Origin of the sequence: Ensifer sp. 22521 (genome assembly GCF_052044795.1) — a bacterium.
GTDB lineage: Bacteria > Pseudomonadota > Alphaproteobacteria > Rhizobiales > Rhizobiaceae > Ensifer.
In genome coordinates this window covers 117,835-141,582 of the sequence record NZ_JBQENM010000016.1, presented here as the reverse complement: position 1 = coordinate 141,582, position 23,748 = coordinate 117,835, and the positions used below count along the sequence as shown (strand labels likewise).

At 55.7% G+C, this 23,748-nt stretch carries 22 protein-coding genes and 1 pseudogene; 7 read left to right on the top strand and 16 right to left on the bottom strand.

Going from position 1 to position 23,748, the window contains the following annotated elements:
• Nucleotides 1-57: 57 nt before the first annotated feature.
• Nucleotides 58-1,134, top strand: a complete 1,077-nt coding sequence (locus ACTJKE_RS23550; RefSeq protein WP_427142551.1) for an IS630 family transposase — start codon at nucleotides 58-60, stop codon at nucleotides 1,132-1,134.
• Between the two features lie 393 nt (nucleotides 1,135-1,527).
• Here the strand turns inward: ACTJKE_RS23550 and ACTJKE_RS23545 are convergent, their stop codons facing one another.
• The 9 genes from ACTJKE_RS23545 to ACTJKE_RS23505 form a co-directional block, all read right to left on the bottom strand.
• Entirely contained in the window at nucleotides 1,528-2,223 is a 696-nt protein-coding gene (locus tag ACTJKE_RS23545) for a TetR/AcrR family transcriptional regulator (protein WP_427142552.1), read from the bottom strand.
• A gap of 160 nt (nucleotides 2,224-2,383) precedes the next feature.
• The gene (locus ACTJKE_RS23540) at nucleotides 2,384-3,418 is read right to left on the bottom strand and encodes an extracellular solute-binding protein (RefSeq protein WP_064334254.1); all 1,035 of its coding nucleotides are present in this window, start codon (nucleotides 3,416-3,418) and stop codon (nucleotides 2,384-2,386) included.
• Nucleotides 3,419-3,449: 31 nt separating this feature from the next.
• Nucleotides 3,450-4,250, bottom strand: coding sequence for an ABC transporter permease (locus tag ACTJKE_RS23535; protein WP_024899989.1), 801 nt, complete (start codon nucleotides 4,248-4,250; stop codon nucleotides 3,450-3,452).
• Nucleotides 4,243-5,148, bottom strand: a complete 906-nt coding sequence (locus ACTJKE_RS23530) for an ABC transporter permease (protein ID WP_024899990.1) — start codon at nucleotides 5,146-5,148, stop codon at nucleotides 4,243-4,245. The genes ACTJKE_RS23535 and ACTJKE_RS23530 overlap by 8 nt, the downstream gene beginning before the upstream one ends.
• 2 nt (nucleotides 5,149-5,150) lie before the next feature.
• Nucleotides 5,151-6,266 carry an ABC transporter ATP-binding protein gene (locus tag ACTJKE_RS23525; protein ID WP_243016884.1) on the bottom strand — a complete coding sequence of 372 codons (1,116 nt, stop codon included), beginning with the start codon at nucleotides 6,264-6,266 and terminating at the stop codon, nucleotides 5,151-5,153.
• 134 nt (nucleotides 6,267-6,400) lie between these two features.
• Nucleotides 6,401-7,033: an isochorismatase family protein gene (locus tag ACTJKE_RS23520; protein WP_427142553.1), complete on the bottom strand. Its 633-nt coding sequence runs from the start codon at nucleotides 7,031-7,033 to the stop codon at nucleotides 6,401-6,403.
• Between the two features lie 61 nt (nucleotides 7,034-7,094).
• Nucleotides 7,095-8,123, bottom strand: a complete 1,029-nt coding sequence (locus ACTJKE_RS23515; RefSeq protein ID WP_024899993.1) for a leucyl aminopeptidase — start codon at nucleotides 8,121-8,123, stop codon at nucleotides 7,095-7,097.
• Nucleotides 8,124-8,148: 25 nt separating this feature from the next.
• Nucleotides 8,149-8,931: an alpha/beta fold hydrolase gene (locus tag ACTJKE_RS23510; protein ID WP_035209863.1), complete on the bottom strand. Its 783-nt coding sequence runs from the start codon at nucleotides 8,929-8,931 to the stop codon at nucleotides 8,149-8,151.
• 12 nt (nucleotides 8,932-8,943) lie between these two features.
• Nucleotides 8,944-9,645, bottom strand: a complete 702-nt coding sequence (locus ACTJKE_RS23505) for a maleate cis-trans isomerase family protein (protein ID WP_145926120.1) — start codon at nucleotides 9,643-9,645, stop codon at nucleotides 8,944-8,946.
• A gap of 587 nt (nucleotides 9,646-10,232) precedes the next feature.
• Between ACTJKE_RS23505 and ACTJKE_RS23500 the strand changes: the two genes are divergently transcribed.
• The 3 genes from ACTJKE_RS23500 (at nucleotide 10,233) to ACTJKE_RS23490 (ending at nucleotide 13,664) form a co-directional block, all read left to right on the top strand.
• Nucleotides 10,233-10,640, top strand: coding sequence for a Rid family hydrolase (locus ACTJKE_RS23500; RefSeq protein ID WP_024899996.1), 408 nt, complete (start codon nucleotides 10,233-10,235; stop codon nucleotides 10,638-10,640).
• 283 nt (nucleotides 10,641-10,923) lie between these two features.
• Nucleotides 10,924-12,321, top strand: a complete 1,398-nt coding sequence (locus ACTJKE_RS23495; protein ID WP_427142555.1) for an aldehyde dehydrogenase family protein — start codon at nucleotides 10,924-10,926, stop codon at nucleotides 12,319-12,321.
• Nucleotides 12,322-12,350: 29 nt separating this feature from the next.
• The gene (locus ACTJKE_RS23490) at nucleotides 12,351-13,664 is read left to right on the top strand and encodes a flavin monoamine oxidase family protein (protein WP_064334256.1); all 1,314 of its coding nucleotides are present in this window, start codon (nucleotides 12,351-12,353) and stop codon (nucleotides 13,662-13,664) included.
• A 106-nt stretch (nucleotides 13,665-13,770) separates the two neighbouring features.
• Here ACTJKE_RS23490 and ACTJKE_RS23485 read toward each other — a convergent pair whose 3' ends face one another.
• The 3 genes from ACTJKE_RS23485 to ACTJKE_RS23475 form a co-directional block, all read right to left on the bottom strand.
• Nucleotides 13,771-14,202: a pseudoazurin gene (locus ACTJKE_RS23485; RefSeq protein ID WP_427142584.1), complete on the bottom strand. Its 432-nt coding sequence runs from the start codon at nucleotides 14,200-14,202 to the stop codon at nucleotides 13,771-13,773.
• 80 nt (nucleotides 14,203-14,282) lie between these two features.
• Nucleotides 14,283-16,532, bottom strand: coding sequence for a nicotine dehydrogenase subunit alpha NdhA (gene ndhA / locus ACTJKE_RS23480; RefSeq protein WP_084438676.1), 2,250 nt, complete (start codon nucleotides 16,530-16,532; stop codon nucleotides 14,283-14,285).
• The gene (locus tag ACTJKE_RS23475; protein ID WP_024900002.1) at nucleotides 16,529-16,996 is read right to left on the bottom strand and encodes a (2Fe-2S)-binding protein; all 468 of its coding nucleotides are present in this window, start codon (nucleotides 16,994-16,996) and stop codon (nucleotides 16,529-16,531) included. The genes ndhA and ACTJKE_RS23475 overlap by 4 nt, the downstream gene beginning before the upstream one ends.
• Before the next feature lie 283 nt (nucleotides 16,997-17,279).
• Here ACTJKE_RS23475 and ACTJKE_RS23470 point away from each other — a divergent pair, with 283 nt between their 5' ends.
• Nucleotides 17,280-17,948: a TetR/AcrR family transcriptional regulator gene (locus ACTJKE_RS23470; protein WP_427142556.1), complete on the top strand. Its 669-nt coding sequence runs from the start codon at nucleotides 17,280-17,282 to the stop codon at nucleotides 17,946-17,948.
• 162 nt (nucleotides 17,949-18,110) lie between these two features.
• Here the strand turns inward: ACTJKE_RS23470 and ACTJKE_RS23465 are convergent, their stop codons facing one another.
• The 4 genes and pseudogenes from ACTJKE_RS23465 to ACTJKE_RS23450 form a co-directional block, all read right to left on the bottom strand.
• Nucleotides 18,111-19,013 carry an NADP-dependent oxidoreductase gene (locus tag ACTJKE_RS23465; RefSeq protein WP_064334260.1) on the bottom strand — a complete coding sequence of 301 codons (903 nt, stop codon included), beginning with the start codon at nucleotides 19,011-19,013 and terminating at the stop codon, nucleotides 18,111-18,113.
• Between the two features lie 86 nt (nucleotides 19,014-19,099).
• A complete protein-coding gene (locus ACTJKE_RS23460) occupies nucleotides 19,100-19,498 on the bottom strand; it encodes a DoxX family protein (RefSeq protein WP_024900006.1) in 399 nt (132 codons plus the stop codon).
• Between the two features lie 31 nt (nucleotides 19,499-19,529).
• Nucleotides 19,530-19,910 (bottom strand): glutathione S-transferase N-terminal domain-containing protein, encoded by a 381-nt coding sequence (locus ACTJKE_RS23455; RefSeq protein WP_024900007.1) that lies wholly within the window; start codon nucleotides 19,908-19,910, stop codon nucleotides 19,530-19,532.
• A pseudogene (locus ACTJKE_RS23450) lies at nucleotides 19,907-20,754 on the bottom strand (DODA-type extradiol aromatic ring-opening family dioxygenase). The gene ACTJKE_RS23455 and the pseudogene ACTJKE_RS23450 overlap by 4 nt, the downstream one beginning before the upstream one ends.
• 158 nt (nucleotides 20,755-20,912) lie before the next feature.
• Here ACTJKE_RS23450 and ACTJKE_RS23445 point away from each other — a divergent pair.
• Both ACTJKE_RS23445 and ACTJKE_RS23440 read left to right on the top strand, forming a co-directional pair.
• Complete coding sequence (locus ACTJKE_RS23445; protein WP_035209847.1) at nucleotides 20,913-21,827, top strand: LysR family transcriptional regulator; 915 nt, start codon at nucleotides 20,913-20,915, stop codon at nucleotides 21,825-21,827.
• Between the two features lie 712 nt (nucleotides 21,828-22,539).
• Complete coding sequence (locus tag ACTJKE_RS23440) at nucleotides 22,540-23,412, top strand: XdhC family protein (protein WP_243016886.1); 873 nt, start codon at nucleotides 22,540-22,542, stop codon at nucleotides 23,410-23,412.
• The last annotated feature ends 336 nt before the right edge of the window (nucleotides 23,413-23,748 follow it).

Sequence of the window (23,748 nt, the reverse complement as noted above, 5' to 3'; positions counted from 1 at the left end):
CGACAAAAGAGTCCGATTTTGGATTCCCATCGGTTGTCGAATGTGCGACGGTCCAGCATGCGCTCCGGTATTGCATTTGACGTCACCGCCGCCGACAGGGCCCGGCTCGAAGCCATCGTTGCCAACCGCGGTTCGCCGCAGAAGCATGCGTGGCGAGCGAAGATCATCCTGATGAGCGACGACGGCTTGGGAACGGTGGCCATTATGGCGGCGACCGGCAAATCGAAGACCTGCGTCTGGCGATGGCAGGAGCGGTTCATGGCCGAAGGTGTGGATGGCCTTTTGCGCGACAAGAGCCGCCCGCCCGGCATCGCTCCACTCGATCCGGCACTGGTCGAGCAGGTGGTCGCGCTGACGTTGGAACCGCCCAGGCAGGAGGCCACGCACTGGAATCGCGCGATGGCAAAGGCCGTTGGGATCGCGGCCTCTTCCGTCGTCAAGATCTGGCACGAGCATGGTCTTGCGCCGCACCGCTGGCGCCGCTTCAAACTGTCAAATGACAAGGCTTTTGCCGAGAAACTGCACGATGTCGTCGGGCTCTACGTCTCGCCGCCGGCCCATGCCATTGTCCTTTCCGTTGATGAAAAAAGTCAGATCCAGGCGCTCGACCGGACGCAGCCGGGCCTTCCATTGAAGAAGGGTCGGGGCGGCACGATGACCCATGATTACAAGAGCCATGGCACCACCACCTTGTTTGCTGCCCTCAATGTTCTCGACGGCTCGGTGATCGGCCGCAACATGCAGCGTCACCGGCATCAGGAGTTCATCCGTTTCCTCAACGCGATTGAGGCGGAACTGCCGAAGGATAAGGCCGTCCACGTCATTCTCGACAACTACGCGACCCACAAACAGCCGAAGGTCCGCGCCTGGCTGGCAAGGCATCCGCGATGGACCTTCCACTTCGTTCCAACATCATGTTCATGGCTGAACGCCGTCGAGGGCTTCTTCGCAAAACTGACACGCCGACGGTTGACGCACGGCGTCTTCCACTCCGTCGTCGACCTGCAGGCGGCCATCAACCGGTTCATCAAAGAGCACAACCAAGAACCGCGCCCTTTCGAATGGAAGGCAGATCCCGAGGAAATCATTGCCGCCGTCAAACGGGGGCACCAAGTGTTGGAATCAATCCACTAGCGTCCGGAATAGTCACGGCGACGACCGAAGATGTGATTGGGCCGACACCTGGAACCTAGAACAGCCGACTTGGGACCGGAGCTGAACGACCAACCTTCGCCAGCTTCGTCTAATTTTTATCAATCTGCTTGATCAGGTTACCCATTGACTGATCAAGCTGTTCAAAGCATAGCGAGTATGTTCCGGCACCGATGATCGGCATTAAGCTTTCGAGGTGATCTCGGCCTTGCCCGGAGATAATAAGAATTCTGCAAGATGGTATCCCTCCGGCGTGAACCGCCTTGCGAGGTTCCGCGTCTCCCGTGAGTCTGCGCTCTTAAGAGTGGACTTAGGAGCGCATTGAGAACCCAAAACTGGACAAAGCTTGGGGCCAAGATCACTTCCAACGCCAGTTTAATCCGGCACAGGCGCTCTGAGGCCGGCGGTCAAGAACGCCGTTAGGTGCTTAAGCATCTCGTCTTTGCCGACTACACCTAGTTGACCGTCAGTTAGATCGTTCAACCGACCAAGATCATTCAACATGAACAGATAAGTGCCAACCAAGAACGCCATGCGTAGGCTGATAATGTCCTTCGGTATATCAGGGGTGAGGAGAGCTATCTCGTTGACAAATCGCTTAACGGATGAGTCGTAGACTTCGCGGCGGAGGCGAAAGGAATGCTCAGCCGGTTCAGCGTGAAGACGCGCCTGCAATCTGACGAACGCGGCACCCGCAGGGCCGCTGTGTTTCATCTCCCATTGAGGAGCGAGATAAGCGAGCACGATGTCCTCGACGCGCAAGCTCGTCGGACGGGCGAGCACCTCGTCAAGCAGTACATGTCGCCTCCCCGATAGCAATGCCCCGCGCCGACGATAAACCTCGTCGAACAGGTCCTCTTTGCTGCCAAAGTAGTACCGGATAAGAGCTTGGTTGACACCAGCTCTGTTGGCAATATCGCGCATTTTCGAGCCAGCGAACCCATCGTCTGCGAAGATCAGTTCGGCAGCATCTAAAATTAGATCTCTATAATCAATCCCAGGCTTCGGCCGCCCAGGTTTGCGCCTTCCCTTGGAGGCTTTCGCTTGTTGTAGCATCACTTCTCCGCCCATTCGATGCACCAAAATATTAGTGAATTAAGGATGCGGATAATTAATTAACGGGGGAACTCGCCTAAGACAATGGGTAGTTGGCAGATCAGCTGTTACCCAACGAGCAACTGATTTATCGGCAGACCGCACGAAGCGGCCTGCCGACTCAAGTTTCCGCGGGCTACATTTTCAACTCTGTCCAAATCCTGCCATAGATTTGTTGAATTTCGGGAGAACAGGTCTCATTCCAGTATGAAAGACCAGCCAAATTCTCCGGCACCACGAATTCAGGTGACGTGGTCATTTCCTTATCCATGTACTGCTCTGAGCCGTCGATGCCATTGGGGTACTTGATATAGTTTGACAACATCGCCGCGTTTTGTGGATCCATCATGAAATTCATAAATAGCTTGGCGTTGTCGATATTTTTCGCATCAGCGAGAATAGCAAGGTTATCCATGGCCAATCCATAGCCGGTTTGGGGATAGCCATATGCAATGTCGGGATTGCGCTGCCTTTTGATAAAGGCCGGCCCACCCCAGTCACTCGTCACCGCAAAGTCACCCTTTACCATCGGATCGATAGTATTGTAATCCATGGAAATCCAATGCTTTTTTGCTTCCAGCAGTTTATCACGGACCTTTTGCAGAAGGGCTTTGTCGTCGGTGCAAATCTTGTCGCCTCCAAGGTAGTGGATCGCCAGGCCCATAACGTCCATCATCTCGGGAATAATGTTGATCTTGCCCTGTAGTTCGGCGGGAGGATCAAATAGCAGCGCCGCCGTGTTGATGTCGCCCTTATAAATTGAGGTATTTACGCTAAGGCCGACCGTTGCCCACTCCCAAGGGATACTATACTCGCGGCCGCGATCGAAACTGACATCAATCCAGCGCTTATTAACGTTCTTGAAATTCTCGAGCTTGTTAGGTTCGGACTTCAACAACAAGCCCTCTTGGATGAAGATTGGGATATATGTGGATGCTGCGACGATCATGTCGAAGTCGTTTCCACCGGCCTTCAGCTTTGCCAGCGCCGTATCGCTACTATCGTACTCCGAAAATGTCACCTTGACGTCGTATTGTTCCTCGAATTTCTTGATCATCTCAGGGCTCCAAAGATCTCCCCAGCTGTAGATGTTCAAGATACCTTCTGCGGAAGCCGGAATTGATGTGAGTAGCACCACACCTGCGGCGATTGAGACTGCCATTCTATTCATGCCTGTTCCCTTTCTGTTTATGTTCATTTTATTACTTGCGCTGTCGCCCAAGTAAATAAGTCGCCACGACGAATAATATAGATACAAGTATTAGCGCCGTGGAGATTGCGTTGATTTCAGGTGTTACTCTTCGCCGGAGCTGGCCGAGCATATATGTGGGTAGAGTTTCTTGCCCGGCGGATTTCACGAACTCTGTAATGACTACGTTGTCGAGCGAAATGACGAAGGCGAGCATCCAGCCAGAAAGGAGGCCCGGCCAAAGCTGTGGCAGTGTGATGTGTCGAAAGACTTCCACTGGCCGGGCGTAGAGATCTGCACCGGCCTGCTCCAAACTCAAGTCCATCCCCTTAAGCCGCGCTCTAACCGGCATGTAGGCGAACGGAATGCAGAATGCTGAATGTGCGACGACAAGATAGAGCATGCCCGTGTAACCAGTGGTCACTTTTAGCACCGAAAAGAAGCTCAGCAGCCCGACCGCGGTCACTATTTCCGGGACCATTAGCGGCTGATTGACCACAGCAAGTGCCAATCCTTGTCCTTTCCACGGACGCGTTCGCGTAGTCGCTAGGGCGAAAAGAACCCCACTTGCCGTAGCGACGGTTGCGGCGACAGCTGCGAGTGTCAGAGAACGAGCAGCCGCCTCCTTTACTGCCGCGTTCTGCCATGCCGATGCGTACCAGCGGAACGAGAATCCCTCCCAGATGGAAAGAGCCTCGCCCGCATTAAAAGAGTACATGATCAATAGCACGATGGGCATATATAGTATCAGGAAGCATAGCATCGCGACTAGGTTAATGCCCGGCATATGACGAACGTTGAACGTTTTAGCCATTGACGCCCTCCTCCTTTTCCGTGGCACGCACGAAGACGATCATCGCAATTCCGACGATTATTAAGAGGGTCAGCGAAAGTGCCGAGCCGAGCGGCCAGTTGCGGAGTGCACTGAACTGCATCCCAATGAGGTTGCCCAACAACAGTTGTTTTCCTCCGCCAAGAACTGTCGTTATGACATAGTCGCCGAGACAAGGGATGAGAACCAGAACCACGCCGGCGACGACACCAGGCTTAACAACAGGCAAGATTATTTCGCGCATAATCTGAAATGGCCGGGCATACAAATCGTATCCTGCCTCCACTAAACGAAAGTCGAATCGCTCCATTGATGAGTAGATAGGAAGCACCATAAGCGGCAGGTAAACATATGTCATACCGAGCATGATCGCGGTCTCGGTATAGAGTATTTGGACTGGCGAACTGATTATTCCCAAGCCGACGAGCACGTTATTGAATACGCCCTCGTTCCGGATCAGTTGCATCATTGCGAAGGTCCGAATGAGCATGTTTGTCCAGAACGGCAACATTATCAACGTCAACCAGAAATCGCGGCGATGCGGTGGGCGAGTCGCGATGAAGTAGGCGGCAGGAAAACCAAACAGAAAAGTTAGGAGCGCAGTCATAATCGAAAGTTTTATTGACCGCCAAAATACCACCAGGTGTTCCGTCGCCCAATTGACTTCGTTAGTGAAGAAATCTCGCTTTAGGACGACATTCACCCAGCTCTCGGTTGAGAACGTCCAGTCGATCCCTCCGTATTCCCCGGGAGTGAGGAAGGAATAGATAGTTATCAATACGACGGGGATGATTGCGGCTAGGAGAAGAATCAACAATGCAGGTGTAATCAGAAGCGCTTGCGCCTTTGATATGGTCGGTCGTTTCACGGAGGGATGCATGGTTAGTCTCCCAGAATCTGGGCCGCGCCGTCACGCAAGCGGATGCCGACGCGATCGCCAACAGAAATAGCTTCGGTCGACGAGTCTGCATTTTGCGTTCGCGTGACAAAAACTCCGCCTTCGCGCACGCGGACGTGATATGCGGTACCAGTGCCAAAATAGACAATGTTCATCAACTCGCCGTCGAGATGACCAGCCCCAGCCGGGACGATCTCAGCATGTTCTGGCCGCACCGCCAGCGTTACCGGGCCAGCGCGCGACCCATCCTTCGGTGCTCGCGCTCGCAATCGTATACCTGGTTCGAATTCGATACAGGCGTCCCTACCGTCAACAGAAGATAAATTGACTGGAAGGAAGTTGGTTTCGCCTATGAAATCGGCAACGAAGCGATCTGCCGGTTGATCATATATTTCTCGTGGCAGGCCGATCTGCCGGACCTTACCGGCACTCATAACCGCAATACGGTCCGACATCGTCAGCGCCTCTTCCTGGTCATGGGTGACGAAAACGAACGTAATGCCGGTTTGCGTTTGCAGGCGCTTGAGTTCGATCTGCATTTCCTTGCGTAGCTTGAAGTCCAGCGCGGATAAGGGCTCGTCCAAAAGCAGAACCTTCGGGTGGGGAGCCAGGGCACGGGCCAGAGCGATGCGCTGCTGCTGCCCGCCAGATAACTGGTTAGTCAACCTGTCGGCCATGCGGGTCATCTGCACAAGTTCCAACATTTCCGCGACAGTTCTAGCAATCTCATCCTTTGGCTTACGCAGCATTCGCAGTCCGAAAGCAATGTTCTGCGCGCAGGTCATGTGCGGGAAGAGGGCATAGGATTGGAATACAGTGTTTACAGGTCGTAGATACGGGGGTTTGTTGATCAGATTCTCCCCGTCGAGCGTCAATGTACCGCTCGTAGCGAAGTCAAAGCCGGCGATCATACGAAGTAGCGTCGTTTTCCCACAGCCAGACGGTCCAAGAAGTGTGAAAAATTCGTTTTTTCGGATCGTCAGGGATACACTATCCAACGCTGTGTAGGCGCCTGCCCCCACCCCGTAGACCTTGCTCACATCTTTGATTTCGATCATATTCCACCCAATTTGCTGCGTTCCCGGAACGTTTTTTGTCATCAAGGCGTCCACAGTGCGTGTAACACCTCTCATTTTAGCGTTTAAGCATACACCCTATCGCGCCATTTCAGATCATTTCAGCCCTAATAGGTGTTTTGTACGGCGCACATTCATTGCATAGCGGGTGCGGCGATCTAGCGATGCGCTCGTAGAGAGCCCAGCCAATTCATGACGTCGACAGCATCGGTCACATCGGCGTATTTTTGCTGAATATCGTACAGACTTGCATCATGCGGTGACTGCGCCCGATCGGCGCAACAGTCGCGCGGCACCAGAACGTTGAAGCCGGATTGTACAGCGTCAACGACCGTTGCCCGCACGCATCCTGACGTCGTTGCCCCCGTTACTACGACGGTATCGACACATGCAGCCGTCAGTAGCGAGGCAAGTGAAGTGCCGTGAAATGCCGAGGCACCTTTCTTAGTTAAGATCAGATCTTCCGGTCGAACCCCGGTAGTTTCATCGATCTCGACCAGACGGCTGCCCTCAAGCAACGCCGACATACCCGACGCCTTCCTGAGCCAGGCAACGTTACCCACCTCACTTGGATGATATGAGATTGTAGTAAAAATCACGAGATATCCAGCGTCGCGCGCAACATCCGCTATACGGCGCGTCATCGCGATCTCGGTGCTCATATCAGCCGCAGTTGGGTACTGTTTATCGGTGAACCCGTACGTGAAATCGACAATCACAATCGCGGGACGCGAACCCCGCTCCACTGGTCGGCCGAAACCAGCCGCTTCGTATACTTCTTCCTGCGACATCGCGCGTCTCCTACTGTGTCCGAGATGCACCGCATTTTGAGGTGCATCTCGGACTTGATCTTTATCGTTCCATTTTCATGTCCGGCACGACGATATCCCCATCGATGACGATCGGTGCGTCATCAAGGAAGAGCGAGCAGTTGCGCATCGGGATGTCGAGGTGGCAGTGTGTGTCGTTTGGACCGCCAAGCTCGTTATTAGGGCCGGTCGAGAACATAACGTTTCCGTAGAACGAACGCGGCTCCATGCCCATGCCGCCTGGAAAGGCGCCCGGCACGAAGTTATGCCATTTTGCCTGGGGGTTCATGCCCCAGCCGACATGGCTCATGCCGTAACCTTTCGGATCCGCGAAAGACTGCATGTAAGACTTGACGATTTCGGCATCGAGGCCGCCACGGATGTCGGTGATCCAGCCCTTCTCGATTGTGTAAATGATGGGCTCACGCACATAGGTGTTTTGCGGCAATAAGATATCGCCCGGCGCGACTACGATCTGGCCGTCGACGCCATCGTCGTCGCCGCCGGTGAAGACAAAGCCAGACGGCCAGTGGTCCCACCGGCCTGGTTGGTCCGTGCACGCGTACTCCGTGATCGTGGGATAGGTGTTCAGCTTGTATGTAACGTCGGTCCCGTGCTGCGACGTGATCCGCATAACCTTGGCTCTCGAGAGGATCTCGCCACCAATTTCCACCTTCTCCCGCAGTTCCTTGTAAGGAAGCATGCGAGCCAGAAGTTCAGGCGGCTCAACCGCTGTCAACACGCGCGTACCGGCGGCCTGGATCGCCATCTGCTCCGGTGAGAACAGCAGGAAGATGCAGTCGATCAACATGTCGCAGTTCTTGAGGGCCTCAACGGCATCTGGCATCGCGGCAAGACCGGTGACGCCAACATTCCAGCCACCCGTCGGCAAGGGCGCCGGCAGGCGCATGTGGTACATGTTCGCGCCAAGACGTTGGCCAGCGGCAAGAAACGCATTTGCATAGTCCAGTCGTTCATTGCCCTGCGTGAGCACGACAAGGCGCTCGCCGTCGCGCACGCCGGACATCTTCAACTGGTGGAGGCAGATTTCGGTGAAACTCGTGTGGTCCATTGCTCAGAATCCCTTTTTTTGAAAACTATGCTGCAAAGTCCATGACTGCGGCGAGAAAGCCCTCCAGGTCGTCCCACGGGATCATGTGCCCCGCGCGCTCGACCGTTCGCACCTCGACTGCCGGTACGAGGCGCTTGATCTCCTCGACATCGGCCGGCTCTATAACCGCTGCACCGCCTGCTACCACCAGGCGCATCGGTAGGCGGAGCGCAGGCAGATCGGCGTGGATGTCATCGGAGTGAAACCCGTCGAAGGCGGTGCGGATCGCGTCCAGTTGGCAGGTGTGCAGCCACTCGGCACGAAGGGCGAGCTGTTCTTCGCTCCAGCTCGGACAGAAATGTTTCATCTCCTCCGGCGAGCAGCCGCGCTGGGCGAGCAGGATCGAGTCCTCGTACCAGCTCCATGATGCCGGATAACCCCGTCGGCCTGGCCCACTGACGGGTGGATCGACCAGAACCAGCCCCGAGAAGCCCGACGGACACATGCGAGCGGCACGTATCCCGGTTCGCGCGCCCATCGAATGCCCGAGCAGGATCGGTCGGTCGAGGCTCGCCGCTTCAGCGACCCGAACGGCGTCCTCTGCCATGGCATCGAGCGAGAAGTCGAGCGCACCGCCTTGTGACAAGCCACGCCCACGCACGTCAAGCACATGCACGTCGAACCTTGCGGCCAGCCGTTCGGCCACAAAGCCCCAAGTGATGGCCGGCGACGTGATGCCAGGAATGAGCAGCACCTGCGGTCCCGGCCCCTCATAGTGGAGCAAGTGCTGGCGAATGCCGTTTGCATTAACGTTGTATCCCCGAGCCAATGCGCCCTCCCCTTAATAGGCACCGGAAAGCAGCGTGCCGCCACCCGGAATGCGCGTCTCGAGGTCGAGCGCCTTCAACAGCGACCACGTGGTGGCGATCGCCGCCGTCAAGACCGGTTTACGAGTCACCGCTTCCGCTTCGGAAACAGCCGCAAGCGAGGGCATCTGAACGCAGGCGGACAGCACGATGGCATCGACATCGCTCGTGTCCATCGAACGGACAATGCCGGGCAGCTTCATCGGATCGTGTGCGGCCACCGCGAGGTTGTCGGAAATTTCGAGCGCGCGCCATACGCTGACCTCGATGCCTTCGTTGCGGATGTAGTCCACAACGAGCTCAGTGAGCGGCTTCATGTAAGGCGCGACGAGCGCGATCTTCTTCGCGCCAATCGCCTTGATGCCCTCGACCAGCGCTCCGGCCGACGTCACCACCGGCGCCGGATTGCCGTTGTCGACCGTTGCCTTGTGCAGGCGCTCCTGCGACTGGCGATGATAGCCATGCCCCATTGCCATGATTGCTACCAGACAGGCATAACCCATCACGTCGACGCGCGCATCCGACAGTTCGAGCGCACACCGGTCGCTGTCCCTGTCCATGGCCTTCAATTCCTCGGCGGTTACATGCTTCATCCGCATGCGAGACGAGTGGAACGTGAAACGCTCTGGCGATACGAGCTCTCTGGCTCGCAACAACGCGGGTATCTCGGTTTCCATCGTAATGTTGGAGCTTGGAACGATCTGACCAATACGAAAGCGCTTCATTTGCAGGCCCCTTGTTTCGAGTAGGTTTCACCACATTAATTATTCAAAGAAAGAATTACAAGTCAAAAGTGGTTTGGGCCCATGAGGGACTCGACGCTTACCAAACCCACTGCCTGCGCCTTAAGCTCTAGTTTACCGCTCTTCTCACGTAACGTATTGTTTTCACCTAATTTTTGTCTGGATATGTGATTTCGCCGCGGGTGATAGAGCCGCGGCATGGAGTCGCCACTCGGGCCACAGAAAGCCGCGGTACCTTGATGACACTTGCCACGCATTTCAACTTAATATACCCTTGAATAATTACGTTCGAACCCACCTTGTTGGGGAGTGGCGGCGCGAGAGTGGCTGCTTAAGCGGCATCCGAGAGGCTATTCTCCAATCCGAACGCCCATTTGCATGGACGGTGATCCTTTTTTGCACTGGAGGAAGTGTTAGGCGCACAGTTCGGAGCCGAGATTTGGAGGGGGCGCTGTCTTTCATGTCGGCGAAGAGCGTGAAATACGCGCGTTGTGCGTGAGAGCCAAGAGGAGGTCAGAAATATGAAGCCGCAATTTTTCCACAGAATACCCGAGATGGAGAACGGTTATAGCATGTCCCTTGCCGTAAGGGCGGGCGACTATGTATTCATCGGCGGTTTGACAGCCACCGATAACGCAGGGAATGAACTATTTGCCGAGGACGCCGGTTCTCAGATGAAACGTATATATGAGATACTCGGAGAAGTGCTGCGAGAATTTGGTGGGACGCCTCAGGATATCGTAAGTGAAGTAATATTTTACAATGTTGGCGCGAAAGAATATACTGAACAGCTCTTTCCCCATCGGCAAGCATTCTATGGGCAACAAGGCCCCTCGGTTGTTGGCATGCAGGTGGTCGGTTTTATAAGCCCAGCAATTCGTGTGGAGACCACAGCCGTCGCATACCTGCCACGGTCGCGCGAGCCATGAACTAGCAGCGCGTTAGCCCCGAGGAGCGCCCGGCCCATCGGACGCCAGCGATCAGTTTTGTCAATGCTCTGGCCGCAGTCCGCTAGAAACAAGATCACGAGCCGCCAGTGTCGTCCAAGTTAGCGGCGACTAATTCAGCTCCATTTTGGTGCGTACCTGCAAAGGGCTGCCAATAGATCAAAGTCTTTCGAGATGCAGTCTCGTCAAAACGGGCTTGCTCCAGCTGATCGGTACGCCTGCCCATCTATAAGCCCGCCAAAAAGTCCAATAGGAGGAAAGAAAGGTGACAAACTTCAACATGCTAATAAACGGCCGTCTAGTGCCGGGTACCGGAGAAATGCCGGTCATCGACCCGTCCACTGCCGAAATGTTTGCGACAGCACCCTACGCCAGCACCACACAACTCGAAGAGGCTGTGAGATCAGCAAGGAACGCCTTTCCTGATTGGGCCGCAACATCGTTAGAGACCCGCCGCGCCTGCTTACTTCTACTGGCGGACAGGCTAGAGCAGGAGGTCGACTACTTTGCGCGGCTTCTTACGCGTGAGCAAGGTAAACCTCTGGCGGAGGCGACGTATGAGGTCGGCGCGACGATCCGCGGCATCCGCTATTTCGCAACGTACGAGACCTCACCGGAAATACGCAGCCATACGCGGGGCAAATATGAACTGCACCGCGTTCCGTTGGGTGTGATCGCTTGCGTTACGCCGTGGAATTTTCCGATGCTTCTCGCCAGCAATAAGTTCGGTGCCGCCCTGATCACCGGAAACACCGTGATTTTGAAACCTGCGCCGACGACGCCGCTAACCTCGCTAGAGCTGGGGCGACTTGCCGAAGGTATTTTTCCGCCCGGCGTCTTCAACGTAATCTCCGATCGAAACGATCTCGGCGCAAGACTCACCGACCACCCGGATGTTGCAAAGATCTCGTTCACAGGCTCTACAGCAACGGGCAAAAAGGTGATGGCTAGCGCTGCCGGCACGCTAAAACGGGTAACACTCGAACTCGGTGGGAACGATGCAGCAATTGTCCTGGACGATGTAGACATTGATCAAGTCATCCCCGGGTTGGTCTCCGCGGCATTTCTTAATGCCGGCCAAGTCTGCGTCGCGGCCAAGCGCATATATGTTGCAGGCTCGATTTATGATGAATTTGCCGCGAAGTACGCAATCGCTGTGCAAAAGCTGAAACTTGGCTGCGGCCTGGACGAGGACGTCAACCTTGGCCCTCTCCAGAACCTCGAGCAGTTCGAGAAAGTCAAAGAGTATCTCACCATTGCGGAAAAAGATGGCATCATCATCGCTGGCGGACGGGTAGCCAACAGACCAGGATACTTCATTGAGCCGACGGTCGTTCGCGACATTACGGACGGCTCGCGGCTGGTGGACGAGGAGCAATTCGGACCAGTGGCGCCGCTGATTTCCTTCACCGATGATGACGACGCCATCAGCCGCGCCAACGCGAGTCCATTTGGTCTCGGTGCGTCGATTTGGACCAGCAATCTTACGCGCGCGCGCGCACTCGCCATGAGATTAGAATCGGGAAATGTTTGGATCAACCAACACCAGGCACTCGCTCCGGATATTCCCTTTCCCGGAGCTAAGGAGTCCGGAATTGGACTGGAAGCCGGGCCGGAGGGTTTTCACGAATTCACACGCGTACAAATCCTCAACGCAGCTTAACTCATAAAAGTCGACGCAGGAGAAAGCACATGACAGAAAAGATATATGATGCAATCGTCGTAGGTGCCGGGTTTTCCGGTCTAGTTGCGGCACGGGAACTGTCGGCACAGGGCAGGTCGGTGCTGATTATCGAAGCCCGTCACAGACTTGGCGGCAGAACGCACGTCGTAAATTTCCTGGGTCGTCCCGTCGAGATAGGCGGTGCCGGCGTGCATTGGTGCCAACCGCACGTTTTCGCTGAGATGCAGCGCTACGGCTTCGGATTTAAAGAAGCTCCCTTAGCGGACCTGGATAAGGCTTACATGGTATTCGCGGACGGCCAAAAAATCGATGTGCCGCCTGCAACTTTTGACGAGGAGTATACCACCGCGTTCGAGAAGTTCTGCAGCCGCTCACGAGAGTTGTTCCCGCGGCCGTATTCGCCTTTGGACAATCACGAGGTCTCCAATCTTGACGGCGTGTCTGCCCGTGATCATCTCGAATCCCTTGGGTTGAACGAGTTGCAGCTAGCCTCCATGAATGCGGAGTTAACGCTTTATGGCGGCGCCCCAACCACTGAACTTAGTTACCCGAGTTTTGTTAAGTTCCACGCGCTTGCCTCTTGGGACACGATAACCTTCACTGACTCAGAAAAGCGATACCACGTGCAAGGCGGCACAAATGCACTTTGCCAAGCGATTTTCGATGACTGCCGCGCAGACTCTGAGTTTGGTGTGCCTGTGGAAGCTGTCGCGCAGACGGACAACGGTGTCACGGTGACTCTTGCGGATAAGAGGGTGTTTCGCGCGCTCACATGCGTGCTTACCTTACCGACCAAAGTTTACGCAGATGTTCGTTTCGAACCACCACTACCACCCGAAAAGCGCGCATTTATCGAACACGCCGAGATGGCTGACGGTGCGGAGCTTTACGTCCATGTACGCCAGAACCTTGGTAACACATTCACTTTCTGTGATGACCCTAACCCATTCAACGCTGTGCAAACTTACGCATATGATGATGAACTTGGGACGATCCTCAAGATCACGATTGGCCGGCAATCGTTGATTAACCTCGAGAATTTTGACGCGATTGCTGCCGAAATACGCAAAATCCACGGCGACGTCGAGGTACTTGAAGCGCTACCATATAATTGGGCAATGGATGAGTACGCCCGCACGAGCTACCCCGCCATGAGGAAAGGTTGGTTCTCTAGATACAAGGACATGGCAAAACCGGAGAACCGTCTATTCTTTGCTGGCTCTGCCACTGCGGACGGATGGCATGAGTATATTGACGGTGCGATAGAGAGCGGAATCCGAGTCGGCCGGGAAATTCGGCACTTTATGAAGGCGACCGCTTAATATTTATGCCTGGGCTCCGTGCTTGACGGAGCCCAGGCATAAGGGCCCCACTCTAGAAGGTCCCTATTTCATCTTGCGTTAACGTGTCACATTCTGCAAAGCAACTTTATTTGTCTGCCTCGATCGAGGCAATAATTTGCTCCACGATTTTCTTTGCCTTACCATTGAACTTTAGCGACTTAACTTCTTCCAAATTTGCTGGCTCTCCGGCAACGATCGCGCCGATCATGCCCATCGCAAAGTGCGGGGTGCACTGGTAGACGTACACGCCAGGGACATCAATCTTAACTGAAATCTGATTGTTGATCTTGCCATTCCATGGCATTGCCCCATCAGGAATGGCATTCTTGATAGAGGCGCTGTTGTGCCCCTTATCTTTCAGGATAAATGTGACTGTGTCGCCGGGCTGGACGTGTAGAACCCTTGGTTCAAACGCCATGACTGTTCCGTCGGCCGCTTTGTTTGTCATTTCCACTTGGTGATCTGCAGCCCACAATACAGTAGGAAGCAGGAGTGCAGACGCTGCAGAAAATACTATGGTGTGAAAATTCAAGAGTTCTTCCTTATGATTGTAAGAGCCGCTGGGCAACGGCTCTTAACTGTCGGCGCGCCGAGTTTCTATACTAACGACAGTTCCTTGATCGGTAGGGACCTAATCCTCGGTCCGCCAGCGTCAGCGATGGCGTTAACCAAGGCGGCAATCGTGATTGGAACGGCATCCTCCCCAACGCTCTGCGGCGAGCCCTCGCTTGGCAGCAGATTTATTTCGATCTCCGGCACCTGAGCGATGCGAAGGATCGGGTAATCATAAAAATTGTTCTGCTGCACCTGGCCGTTCTCCAAGGTGATCTCGCTATAGAAGGCGTTCGTCAAGGCGTACGAGATGCATCCTTCAAGCTGCTGCCTTACAATATCCGGATTGATGATAGTGCCAGCGTCGATGGTAATCGCGACCTTATCTACACGGACGGAGGCGTCCTTGATCGTTACGTCCACCACCGCCGCCTTCGAGGACGACTCGTAGCCAAGGTAATAAGCGGTGTCGCTCACCGCTATGCCTCGGCCCGAGCCATTCTTTGCGCGCCCACCCCAGCCAGCTTTCTCGGCAGCCGCATCGAGGACCCGACGCAGAGTCTTTGAGCGTGCGACTGCGATGTCGTACTGCTCAAGGTCCTTCGGGATGAGGGATGGGTCGAGCAACGCCCTATACAAATCAACGGAGTCCTTATGTGCCAATACCGCCAGTTCGTTGAGAAAGCCGAAGTTCATCCACAAGTGCTGCGTCAACCCCACCCCCCTCATCCATCCGAACGGAATGGGTGTAGTCTTGTCGCGTTGGTAGGCAATATGCATGTTAGGGAAGAAGAACGGAAAATGCGTTCCACCATAGGACTGTAACGCCGCCTGTGCGCTAGCGATCCGGCACGACCAGGTGTCGATGTTTCCATCTTCGTCGAGCGCACCTGCGAATTTCACGACTGTAAGCGGTGTATAAGTGCTGTGCTTGATGCATTCCTCTCGACTCCAAAGCACTTTCACCGGCGTTCCTGACATTGCTTTGCCGATCTGAACTGCCTGATAAACGAAGTCGTTCTGGACACGTCGGCCAAAACCGCCGCCGCACTGCATCAGGTTGAACTTTACGTTCTCCGGCGCCAAGCCCGTCAGTTCAGTCGCAATTCGATGCGCATCGTCGGCATATTGGCTCCCGGCCCACACGGTCGCTTTGGATTTCTCAATTAGTACTGTGCAGTTAAGCGGCTCTAAGGGCGCGGGATCCATGAAAGGAAAAACATATTCAGCTTTCAGTGATAGCTTAGCTTCTTTGATCCTTTTGCCGACGTCACCCGTCTCAACCAAGACAGGCAACTCACCACTTGCCTGCGTGGAAAGCGCTGTCTTCAACTTATCTGACGTCAAACCAGCATGGGATCCGCCATCCCACTCAATCTCCAATGACTCCAGCGCGGATTTGGCTTCCCACCAGCTATCAGCGACAACGGCGACCGTATCATCAATATTTACCGCCGCCGCCCAGAGATCGGGGTCCTCTCCATCCGGTACAGGCGAATTGTAGCCGACAAATCCGCCTTTAATTTGGACGATCTGAGGATTACCAGGCAAGTCCTTCAGTGCCTCGTCGTCGACCCGCACCAACTTACCGCCAAAGACAGGGGATTGCTGCACGGCGGCGTAGCGCATACCTGGCAAATCAATATCAATGCCGTAAACAATCTCTCCGCGTGTTGCAGGCACAGTACTTAAGGGGGATATCGGCTTGCCAATGAAGCGTCGATCGGCAACCGATTTGTATACGACCTTCTCAGCTAACGGAGGGGTCAGCTTAACCGCTGCTGCGGCAACGTCGGCATAATTTACGCTGCGGCCGCTCTTGCCATGGTGCACTTGATTCCCACCAGTCGTCAGCTCTTCCGTCGGGACCGAAAGGCGTTCTGCGGCCGCTTCAAGGAGCATGGCCCGCACTTGCGCTGCCGCGAGCCGCGAGGGTGCAAAGAGATAATGTGCGGACAAACTTCCAAGTGTCGTGGTCCAGACGTAGGGCGTGCCGCGAGCCTTGCTAATGGCGGGATCGTAAAATGCCACAGACATCTTTTCCCAGTCTGCATCCAACTCTTCGGCAAGCATCTGCGGAATTGTCGTCGTTACGCCTTGCCCTACTTCGGTTTGCGGAACCGTGTAGGTCACTGTGTTGTCCGGGTTGATGACGATCCAGGATAGTATTTCCACCCCTTCGGTTGCTGGCGCGGTACTTGACTGCGCGCCTGAGCGGGTAATCGGGAAGAGCACCGCCCCTGCAAGTGCTCCCGTGCCAAGTAGAAATGCGCGACGATTGACAGAGACGCTCATTGAGCTGCTCCTTTCAGCATAGCTGCAGCGGCATGAATGGCCGCGCGGATGCGAGGATAAGTGCCACACCGACAGATATTGGTGAGCTCCCTATCGATGTCCTCGTCTGTCGGCGAGGGGTTCTTGGCCAAAATATCGGATACGGCCATGATCATGCCGGACTGGCAATAGCCGCATTGCGGCACGGCATGCTTGATCCATGCCTGTTGAACCGGATGGGAATGATCAGCGCTCAATCCTTCGATCGAAGTCACCGATCCCCCCGCAACACTTTCGACGGTAGTTATGCAGCTTCTTACGGCCTCGCCGTTGAGATGAACGGTGCATGCACCGCACTCGCCGACGCCGCAGCCGAACTTCGTGCCCTTAAGCTTGAGGTAGTCGCGAACGACCCAAAGCAGTGGCGTAGCCGGATCGACATCGACCGAACGCGCGCTGCCATTAACAGTAAAATCGACTTTCATTTTTTTCACCTCCGGAGTGTGGTCCCGTTTGTCGCAGATCGTCTTTTGTGGCAGTTTGCCAAAATTATTCACAATAGTAAATACATTTGGTTCCTCTCTAAACGCGCGACGGATACGAATAGAATGGTGAAGAAGATAGGCATCGAAAATTCGACATTTGGCCCTACATTGACGGGATTAACGATTCCGGATAATTCCACACTCGCCTAAATTAAGTGCGTAAGCCTGTGGTCATGTGTGTTTCCATGAAACGGAATCAGGCTTTTAAAAACACGGAATGTGCATGCGCAAACAACCCCACCAGCGCCGCCGGCCTGGCCGCCCCTCGCATGATGGTGACCTTAAAGAGACTATCCTGGACCACGCCGAGATTGCTTTTGCGGAGCGGGGATACTCTGGGGCGAAGACGCGCGAAATAGCGGCGAATGCTGGGGTAAATCAAGCGCTTATCCGCTATTATTTTGGAGACAAGGAATCGCTTTTCGATGAAGTTTTCCGGCGGCGCGGGGGTATATTGTCAGGTACCCGACATGTTCTGCTCGACAAATTGCTGGAAGAGGCTGAGCGCCCAGCTGTCGAGGCAATCGTAAAGGCCTATCTGCAGCCCCAGTGGGACATGAAGTACAGCAACGAGAACGGCGCTTCTTTTGTACGCCTGCAAGCCCGTCTGCATGCCGAGCAAGAGGAGCACGCTCTCCGCCTACGCCGTGAGGTTTATGACGCCTCTGTTCGACGATACATTGACGCTCTCCAAACCGCGATGCCTGGCATACCGCGTGATCTTTTGAGCGTACGCATGGCGTTCCTAGTAGGCACCTACATGTTCATGCTGAACGACCTAGGCCGTATCGGCGACCTGACAGAAGGAAAGGTCTCATCGCTCAGTAAGGAGGCTATGCTCGAGAACCTCGTCGCCTTCCTCTCTGCGGGGTTACGGGCGCCGGCCAGCTAAGTTGATTGGCGTAGGCTACAATCGAGGACTGACGCGGGTGCTTAGCCACTCCGCATAGGCTGGCTGGCCCATTTCGAGAGGTTGATCTGGCACCCCCGCCAACGACCCGCCCAGAATTGGCGGATCGAGGGAGCATTCAAGGCGGAGCCGCGTCGGTCTTTCTCAGTGTCTGAGAACGACTTTTCCGCGAGCCCCTGCCGCCACCGCGTTATGGGCCGCACCGATCTGATCCAAGGTCAGGGTCTTGGAAATCGGGATCACCAGCGATCCGCTGACGGCGGCGACCAGCACTGTGTCGAGCATGGCCGCGTCGGTGCGGTGGTAAATTTCAAAGATCGTAACCCTGTTGCCGGCATTGGCGCCTTCGGGTACTGGAACGATGCTCGCAACCTTGCCGCCGTCGCGAACATTGCCGATGAGGTGGTCGGCCACCGGGCCAGCGGTGCTGATCGCATAGTCGAAGCTCGGGCGTGCGGTGGGAACCGTGATATCGAGCACCTCGCCAGCCAGTTCCTGACCTTCGTGCAGCCGTTCTGGCCTGACGCCGGCAACCGGCATTGCGCCGATCTCCTGGAGATATTGGATGGCGGAACGTCCGACCGTGCCAAGGCCGCCTGAAACGAGGACCCGGTCTCCAGCCTTAACGTCGATCGCCTCGACGGTCTGCCGGCCGGTAAGGCCTGCCTTCACCAACGAGGCACCCTGCTCGAAACTCAGGCCTGCCGGCAGTTTCGCCACGGATGTGGCCGGAACCACTCCGAATTCTGCATGCGCCCCTTTGCCGTTTGCCGCGAAGTCGGCGACAACCCGCTCTCCGACCACGAAGCCGGTCACGCCTTCGCCAAGTTCGGCGATGGTGCCGGCGGCGTCGCCGCCGAGCACTGCCGGCAGTTGAAGCGGAATGAATTGGGCCATGTAGCCCTGGCGGAGAATAAGGTCGAACGGATTGACGGCGGATGCCTCGATCTTGATCAGGACTTCGCCGGGTCCGGGGGCCGGTGTCGGAATATCCCCGATTTCGAACTGATCGACATCACCGTAGGATTTGAGAAGTGCGGCTTTCATTTGTGGCTCCATCTATCGTTTCGTGTGCGCGAGGGACCCGCCGCCCGACGGCAGCCAAGCCCCTGCGTTTCCGGATGGCGGCCGTCTCAGGCCATGGCGGAACGACGAGCGCTGTCGAGCGTCCACGCGCCACCGCCATTCGCGGCGATGAAGAGGAAGATAAAACAGTACAGGATCGCCGGCTCGCCCATATTCAGGGACGGCCAGAAGCCATAGGGCGTGTGGACCATGAAGTAGGCGATGGCCATTGTGCCCGAAGCAATGAATGCCGCGATGCGGGTCTGATAGCCGACGATCATCAGGATCGAGGTGATCACCTCGATGACACCGGCGATGATCATGATGGTCGGAAGCGGATAGGATACGCCCTGTACAGGACCCGGAAACTGAAGCAACTTCATCGTTGCGTGCTCGAGGAACAGAAGGGCCGCCATGATGCGCAGGGCCGTGAGGGCGTAAGGCGCCCATTTGCTGATATTGGTCATTGAGGTTCTCCAAAGAAGTTTTTGTCAGCGATTAGGCGGCGGAAGCCGCCTTCTTGAGCTCCATGTTTTCCTTCCAGAGCCTCATCGAAATTGCGAACACGCCATCGACGTAGTTCCGGTAGACCGTCATGCCGGCCGGATCGCGGCCCGTCTTGGCGGCAAAAAATTCAATGATGTCGTCGGATTCTGCGATGTAGCGGCCGGGCTCAAGCTGGGCGGCGGGAAAGCTCACCTTGTCGAGATGCGATTGAAGCTCCGCCCGGATCGTTTCCTCCTGCTCCGTGCCGGGCACGAAATTGCGGCTTTCGACTTCCGAGGCCAGTCCCGTTTCCAGAAGGAACAGGCGGACCTTGAGGCAGAAGGGGCAGTTTTCCTTGAGGTAGATGACCGGTTTGAAGGTTTCGCTGGTCATTGCGCGTCTCCATTTGATTGCGGGGCTGAGGGGGCGTGTCCGAAGCGGAAGCTCGATGCGGTGAGCCCGCCTCCGAAGTCTTTCTGGTGATAGGTGGTGGCGCCCGGTTCGTCCTCGGCGGCGCCGACCACCACCATCAGCGGGATGAGGTGGTCCTCGCGCGGATGAGCCGCGCGGGCAGCGGGCGCCAACTCCCATTCGATCAGCCGCTCGGTGCGCTTGTCGGATGGCGAATTGACCAGCGTCTCCTGGAGCCAGGCGTCGAAACGGCGGGACGGTTCGTATCCCCAGGTGCCGCGCATGGCCGACAGGTTGTGATAGCTGAGACCGCTACCGATAATCAGGACGCCTTCATCACGAAGGGGAGCGAGCGCCCGGCCGACATTGATGTGCAGTGCCGGATCGTAGCCCGCATCCAGCGAAAGCTGGACCACCGGAACATCCTCGTCCGGATAGAGTGGCTTCATGATGCTGAAGGTGCCGTGATCGTAGCCGCGCGTCGGATCAAGCGCCGCTTCGATAGCCCTTGCGCGCAGCAACCGCTGTACGCGATTGGCGAGGTCCGGCGAGCCCGGGGCTTTGTAGGTGATGTGATAGAGGTGCTCCGGAAAGCCGTGGTAGTCGTAGACCATGCCGGGCTCCACGCCCGAGGAATGGCAAAGCCCTTTTGCTCCCAGTGGCCCGAAACTACCAGGATCGCCTTCGGCTTGTCGCCGAGTTCGGCGCGCATGTCGATTAGCGACTTCTCCAGCACGTCGAACATACGGCGGAACTCGCCTGTCATGTATGGCCAGGGACCGCCGCCATGGCTGATGAAATAAGTCGGGAGTCGAGAATCGGTCACCGGATTATCCTTCACAACATACCGTGAATGCCGCGGCTCGTGGCGCCGTTGGAAAAGCGAGCCTCCGACGACGCCTGTTGAGGAAGAGTTTGATTTTTTCTCAGTCGTTGATCAATGTGACATTTATTGAAGAACTATTTCCTGGATGTTGATGATCGATGGATACGTTGACGAGCCTGCGGGTGTTCTGCACCGTTGCGGAACTGAAAAGCTTTACTTCTTCCGCCACTCGCCTCGGCATCTCGCCGGCTATGGCGAGCAAACATGTGATACAGCTCGAAAGCCGGCTGGGGACGCGCCTGCTCAACCGAACTAGCCGCCGTGTCAGCCTGACGGAAACTGGACGGCTCTACTTCAATCAGACCAGGCAGATGCTCGAAGGGTTGGACGAGGTGGAGGCGGCCATCGGCAATGTCATGGTGGCGCCCCGGGGCACACTCAAGCTGAGCGCGCCGGTATGGACGGCAAGCGCCTACTTTGCCGATATGCTGGCAGAATATAAACGGCGTTATCCCGACGTCTGCCTGGACGTGGATCTAAGCGGCCGGATCGTCAATCTGGTGGACGAAGGCTTCGACCTAGCCTTGCGGGCAACCACGCGCGATCGGCTGGATCCCGGCCTCGTCGCCCGCCCGCTGGCCGATGTCGAGTTCATCCTGCTGGCCTCGCCTGATTACCTGAAGCGAACGGGACGGCCGCGAAGTATCGCCGAACTCAATGGCCACGCGATGCTTCGCTACAGCGGCGTCAACCTGGGCGAGAGCATGTCGCTGGAAGGGCCCGAAGGCCGGCAGAACGTCACGTTCCGCAATGTGATGCTGAGCGACAACGAGACCGTCCTGTACCTCGCGGCCCTTCGGGGAATGGGTCTGGTGTTCCTGCCGAAATGGATGGTGGACGAGGATATTGTCGCCGGCCGGCTGGAGACGGTGCTTCCATTTGCGCTTGGCTTCAGCAGCACGCTTCACGCCGTCTACCCAAGCCGAAAATACCTTTCAGCAAAGGTCCGCACCTTCATCGACTTTATGACGGCGAACTTGCAGGGACTAGAAAAAACACCCTTACGCAGTTAGCCTATCCGAATTCACAGAAATACAGAAATCGCCGAATTTTGCCCCCCATAATCGCTTAACGCAGTTTCCGACGATCCTTAATCGCCACTTAGATTCTCCCTCGGTTGCTACCGACGCCACAAGCGCGAGTGCGCACCTACACCTACGACTGGCATCGAATATCGATGCGTCAAGATCGATTTGTGTGGCTCGTTATCACCGTTTTGGTAGATCACCCACCTTTCTGCTTGAAAATTCCACATCACGAAGCTGCGGCGCGTCCTATCGAATTAACAATTCCTATTGTGATTAATTTTGTTTCAACGGGACGCTGGGACGTGTATTGTCCCCTCATTGAGCGTGCGAGACATCAAGCGAACGAGAATATAGGCGTGTGGTAGACTGCATGTCCGACTGCGCAATCGATTGCCAGGCCTGACGCGGATGCAACTACCGAAACTAACAGTCATAAATGCAGAAGAGCGCCCGTCATTCATCAGGCTTCTCGGTTCCCGCCGGTAGATTGCCACGATAAGCACTTGCGGCGCTAACAGAAGTACGCCGTCCGCTCGCTCGCAAGACGGTAGCGATAAGGGGAGCGGCTGCCACTTCCTCGACGCTGCGCCAGGTCGCACACACTCGATTCGCGAACCTAAATTGTTTGGTTTTGTAAGGGACCATTATGCTCACGACTTCGAATGAATTGCCCTTAACGTCACCGACTAGAGCAGTCATGACCGACGATCCAGCCGAAATCCTCTCATTGGCGGCTTCTTGGCTGCGAGAAGGAGACGTTGCTCTAGCAACGCTTATCGAAATCCGCGGTGGTTCCGCCCGGTCGCTAGGGTCCCAGATCGCCGTTGCCTCAGACGGCCGCTTTTGCGGCTACATATCGGGCGGTTGTGTGGAAGCAGCGGTCGCTTTTGAAGCAATGCTGGCTATATCACAAGGTCGGGACCGTATGATAACGCTTGGCGAAGGTTCGCCCTACTTTGACATCGTACTACCGTGCGGTGGCGGCATCAAAGTTGCGATTCACCTCCTGCGAGGAATGGGCGAGATACAATGCACTCTGGAGCGCCTCACAAAAAGGGTTCCGACAGCACTCAGTTACTCTCCGGGCTCCCAGACCCTCACGGTTGCCGATCCGCCGGCCATATCTGGGTGGGACGGAGAAAGTTTTCTAGTTAAGTACGTCCCGTCGCGCCGGATCGCCCTGTCTGGAAACGGGATCGAAGCTGAAACACTTTCTCGGATTGCAGCAGCATGCTCTTATGATGTCGTTTCCATTGTTGATGCCGGCCGCGACTTAGAAGGCTTGCTTGACAACTTCACCGCCGTTGTCTTGCTTCACCATGATCTCGAGCGTGAACGTCCAATCCTCCGCGTTGCTTTAAGATCTAGCGCATTTTATATCGGTGCTCTAGGGAGTGCCCGTACACACCAGAAACGTCTGGAACGACTGCGAGATGACGGGGTGGAAGACTCCGAGCTCGAGCGCATCAGGGCACCGATTGGAATGTTTGGGCCAGCAAGAGAGGCAAACTCACTGGCTCTTTCCATCCTTGCAGACATAGCGGCTAGACAAATAATTGCGGATAAATAGCTACCTTTCGCTGTTTCGACGTCGAGATATCCCGTTGTTCTGAGGTGGCCCGATTATGTCAGTGCATCGGACCGCCTGCCTTAATGTGCTCCGGCGTGCAAATTTGGTTCTGACTCGAATTGGTTGATTTTGAAGATTCAGGTGGCTTTGGTTTTCAAAGGGGGATCAGTGCCATACGCGCTCGGTTTCGCCTTTCCATTCTCACCCCGCCCGGTTTGGCGGCAGAACAGGTTTGTAGACGTCTCTCCCAGACCCTGACCTGTATTGCTCAAGTCTGGCCAGCATCCGAAAACGAAGCCCTCATGCCCTGGAACTTCGTATGCACCGCCTACATTA

Excerpts from the sequence above, each read along its gene's own strand:
- ACTJKE_RS23535 (WP_024899989.1), bottom strand. The coding sequence starts at position 4,250 with ATGGCTAAAACGTTCAACGTTCGTCATATGCCGGGCATTAACCTAGTC.
- ACTJKE_RS23440 (WP_243016886.1), top strand. The coding sequence starts at position 22,540 with ATGACCGACGATCCAGCCGAAATCCTCTCATTGGCGGCTTCTTGGCTG.
- ACTJKE_RS23500 (WP_024899996.1), top strand. The coding sequence starts at position 10,233 with ATGAAGCCGCAATTTTTCCACAGAATACCCGAGATGGAGAACGGTTAT.
- ACTJKE_RS23445 (WP_035209847.1), top strand. The coding sequence starts at position 20,913 with ATGGATACGTTGACGAGCCTGCGGGTGTTCTGCACCGTTGCGGAACTG.
- ACTJKE_RS23460 (WP_024900006.1), bottom strand. The coding sequence starts at position 19,498 with ATGACCAATATCAGCAAATGGGCGCCTTACGCCCTCACGGCCCTGCGC.
- ACTJKE_RS23550 (WP_427142551.1), top strand. The coding sequence starts at position 58 with ATGCGCTCCGGTATTGCATTTGACGTCACCGCCGCCGACAGGGCCCGG.
- ACTJKE_RS23530 (WP_024899990.1), bottom strand. The coding sequence starts at position 5,148 with ATGCATCCCTCCGTGAAACGACCGACCATATCAAAGGCGCAAGCGCTT.
- ACTJKE_RS23455 (WP_024900007.1), bottom strand. The coding sequence starts at position 19,910 with ATGACCAGCGAAACCTTCAAACCGGTCATCTACCTCAAGGAAAACTGC.
- ACTJKE_RS23545 (WP_427142552.1), bottom strand. The coding sequence starts at position 2,223 with ATGGGCGGAGAAGTGATGCTACAACAAGCGAAAGCCTCCAAGGGAAGG.
- ACTJKE_RS23490 (WP_064334256.1), top strand. The coding sequence starts at position 12,351 with ATGACAGAAAAGATATATGATGCAATCGTCGTAGGTGCCGGGTTTTCC.
- ACTJKE_RS23515 (WP_024899993.1), bottom strand. The coding sequence starts at position 8,123 with ATGGACCACACGAGTTTCACCGAAATCTGCCTCCACCAGTTGAAGATG.
- ACTJKE_RS23520 (WP_427142553.1), bottom strand. The coding sequence starts at position 7,033 with ATGTCGCAGGAAGAAGTATACGAAGCGGCTGGTTTCGGCCGACCAGTG.
- ACTJKE_RS23475 (WP_024900002.1), bottom strand. The coding sequence starts at position 16,996 with ATGAAAGTCGATTTTACTGTTAATGGCAGCGCGCGTTCGGTCGATGTC.
- ACTJKE_RS23505 (WP_145926120.1), bottom strand. The coding sequence starts at position 9,645 with ATGGAAACCGAGATACCCGCGTTGTTGCGAGCCAGAGAGCTCGTATCG.
- ndhA (WP_084438676.1), bottom strand. The coding sequence starts at position 16,532 with ATGAGCGTCTCTGTCAATCGTCGCGCATTTCTACTTGGCACGGGAGCA.
- ACTJKE_RS23470 (WP_427142556.1), top strand. The coding sequence starts at position 17,280 with ATGCGCAAACAACCCCACCAGCGCCGCCGGCCTGGCCGCCCCTCGCAT.
- ACTJKE_RS23525 (WP_243016884.1), bottom strand. The coding sequence starts at position 6,266 with ATGACAAAAAACGTTCCGGGAACGCAGCAAATTGGGTGGAATATGATC.
- ACTJKE_RS23540 (WP_064334254.1), bottom strand. The coding sequence starts at position 3,418 with ATGAATAGAATGGCAGTCTCAATCGCCGCAGGTGTGGTGCTACTCACA.
- ACTJKE_RS23465 (WP_064334260.1), bottom strand. The coding sequence starts at position 19,013 with ATGAAAGCCGCACTTCTCAAATCCTACGGTGATGTCGATCAGTTCGAA.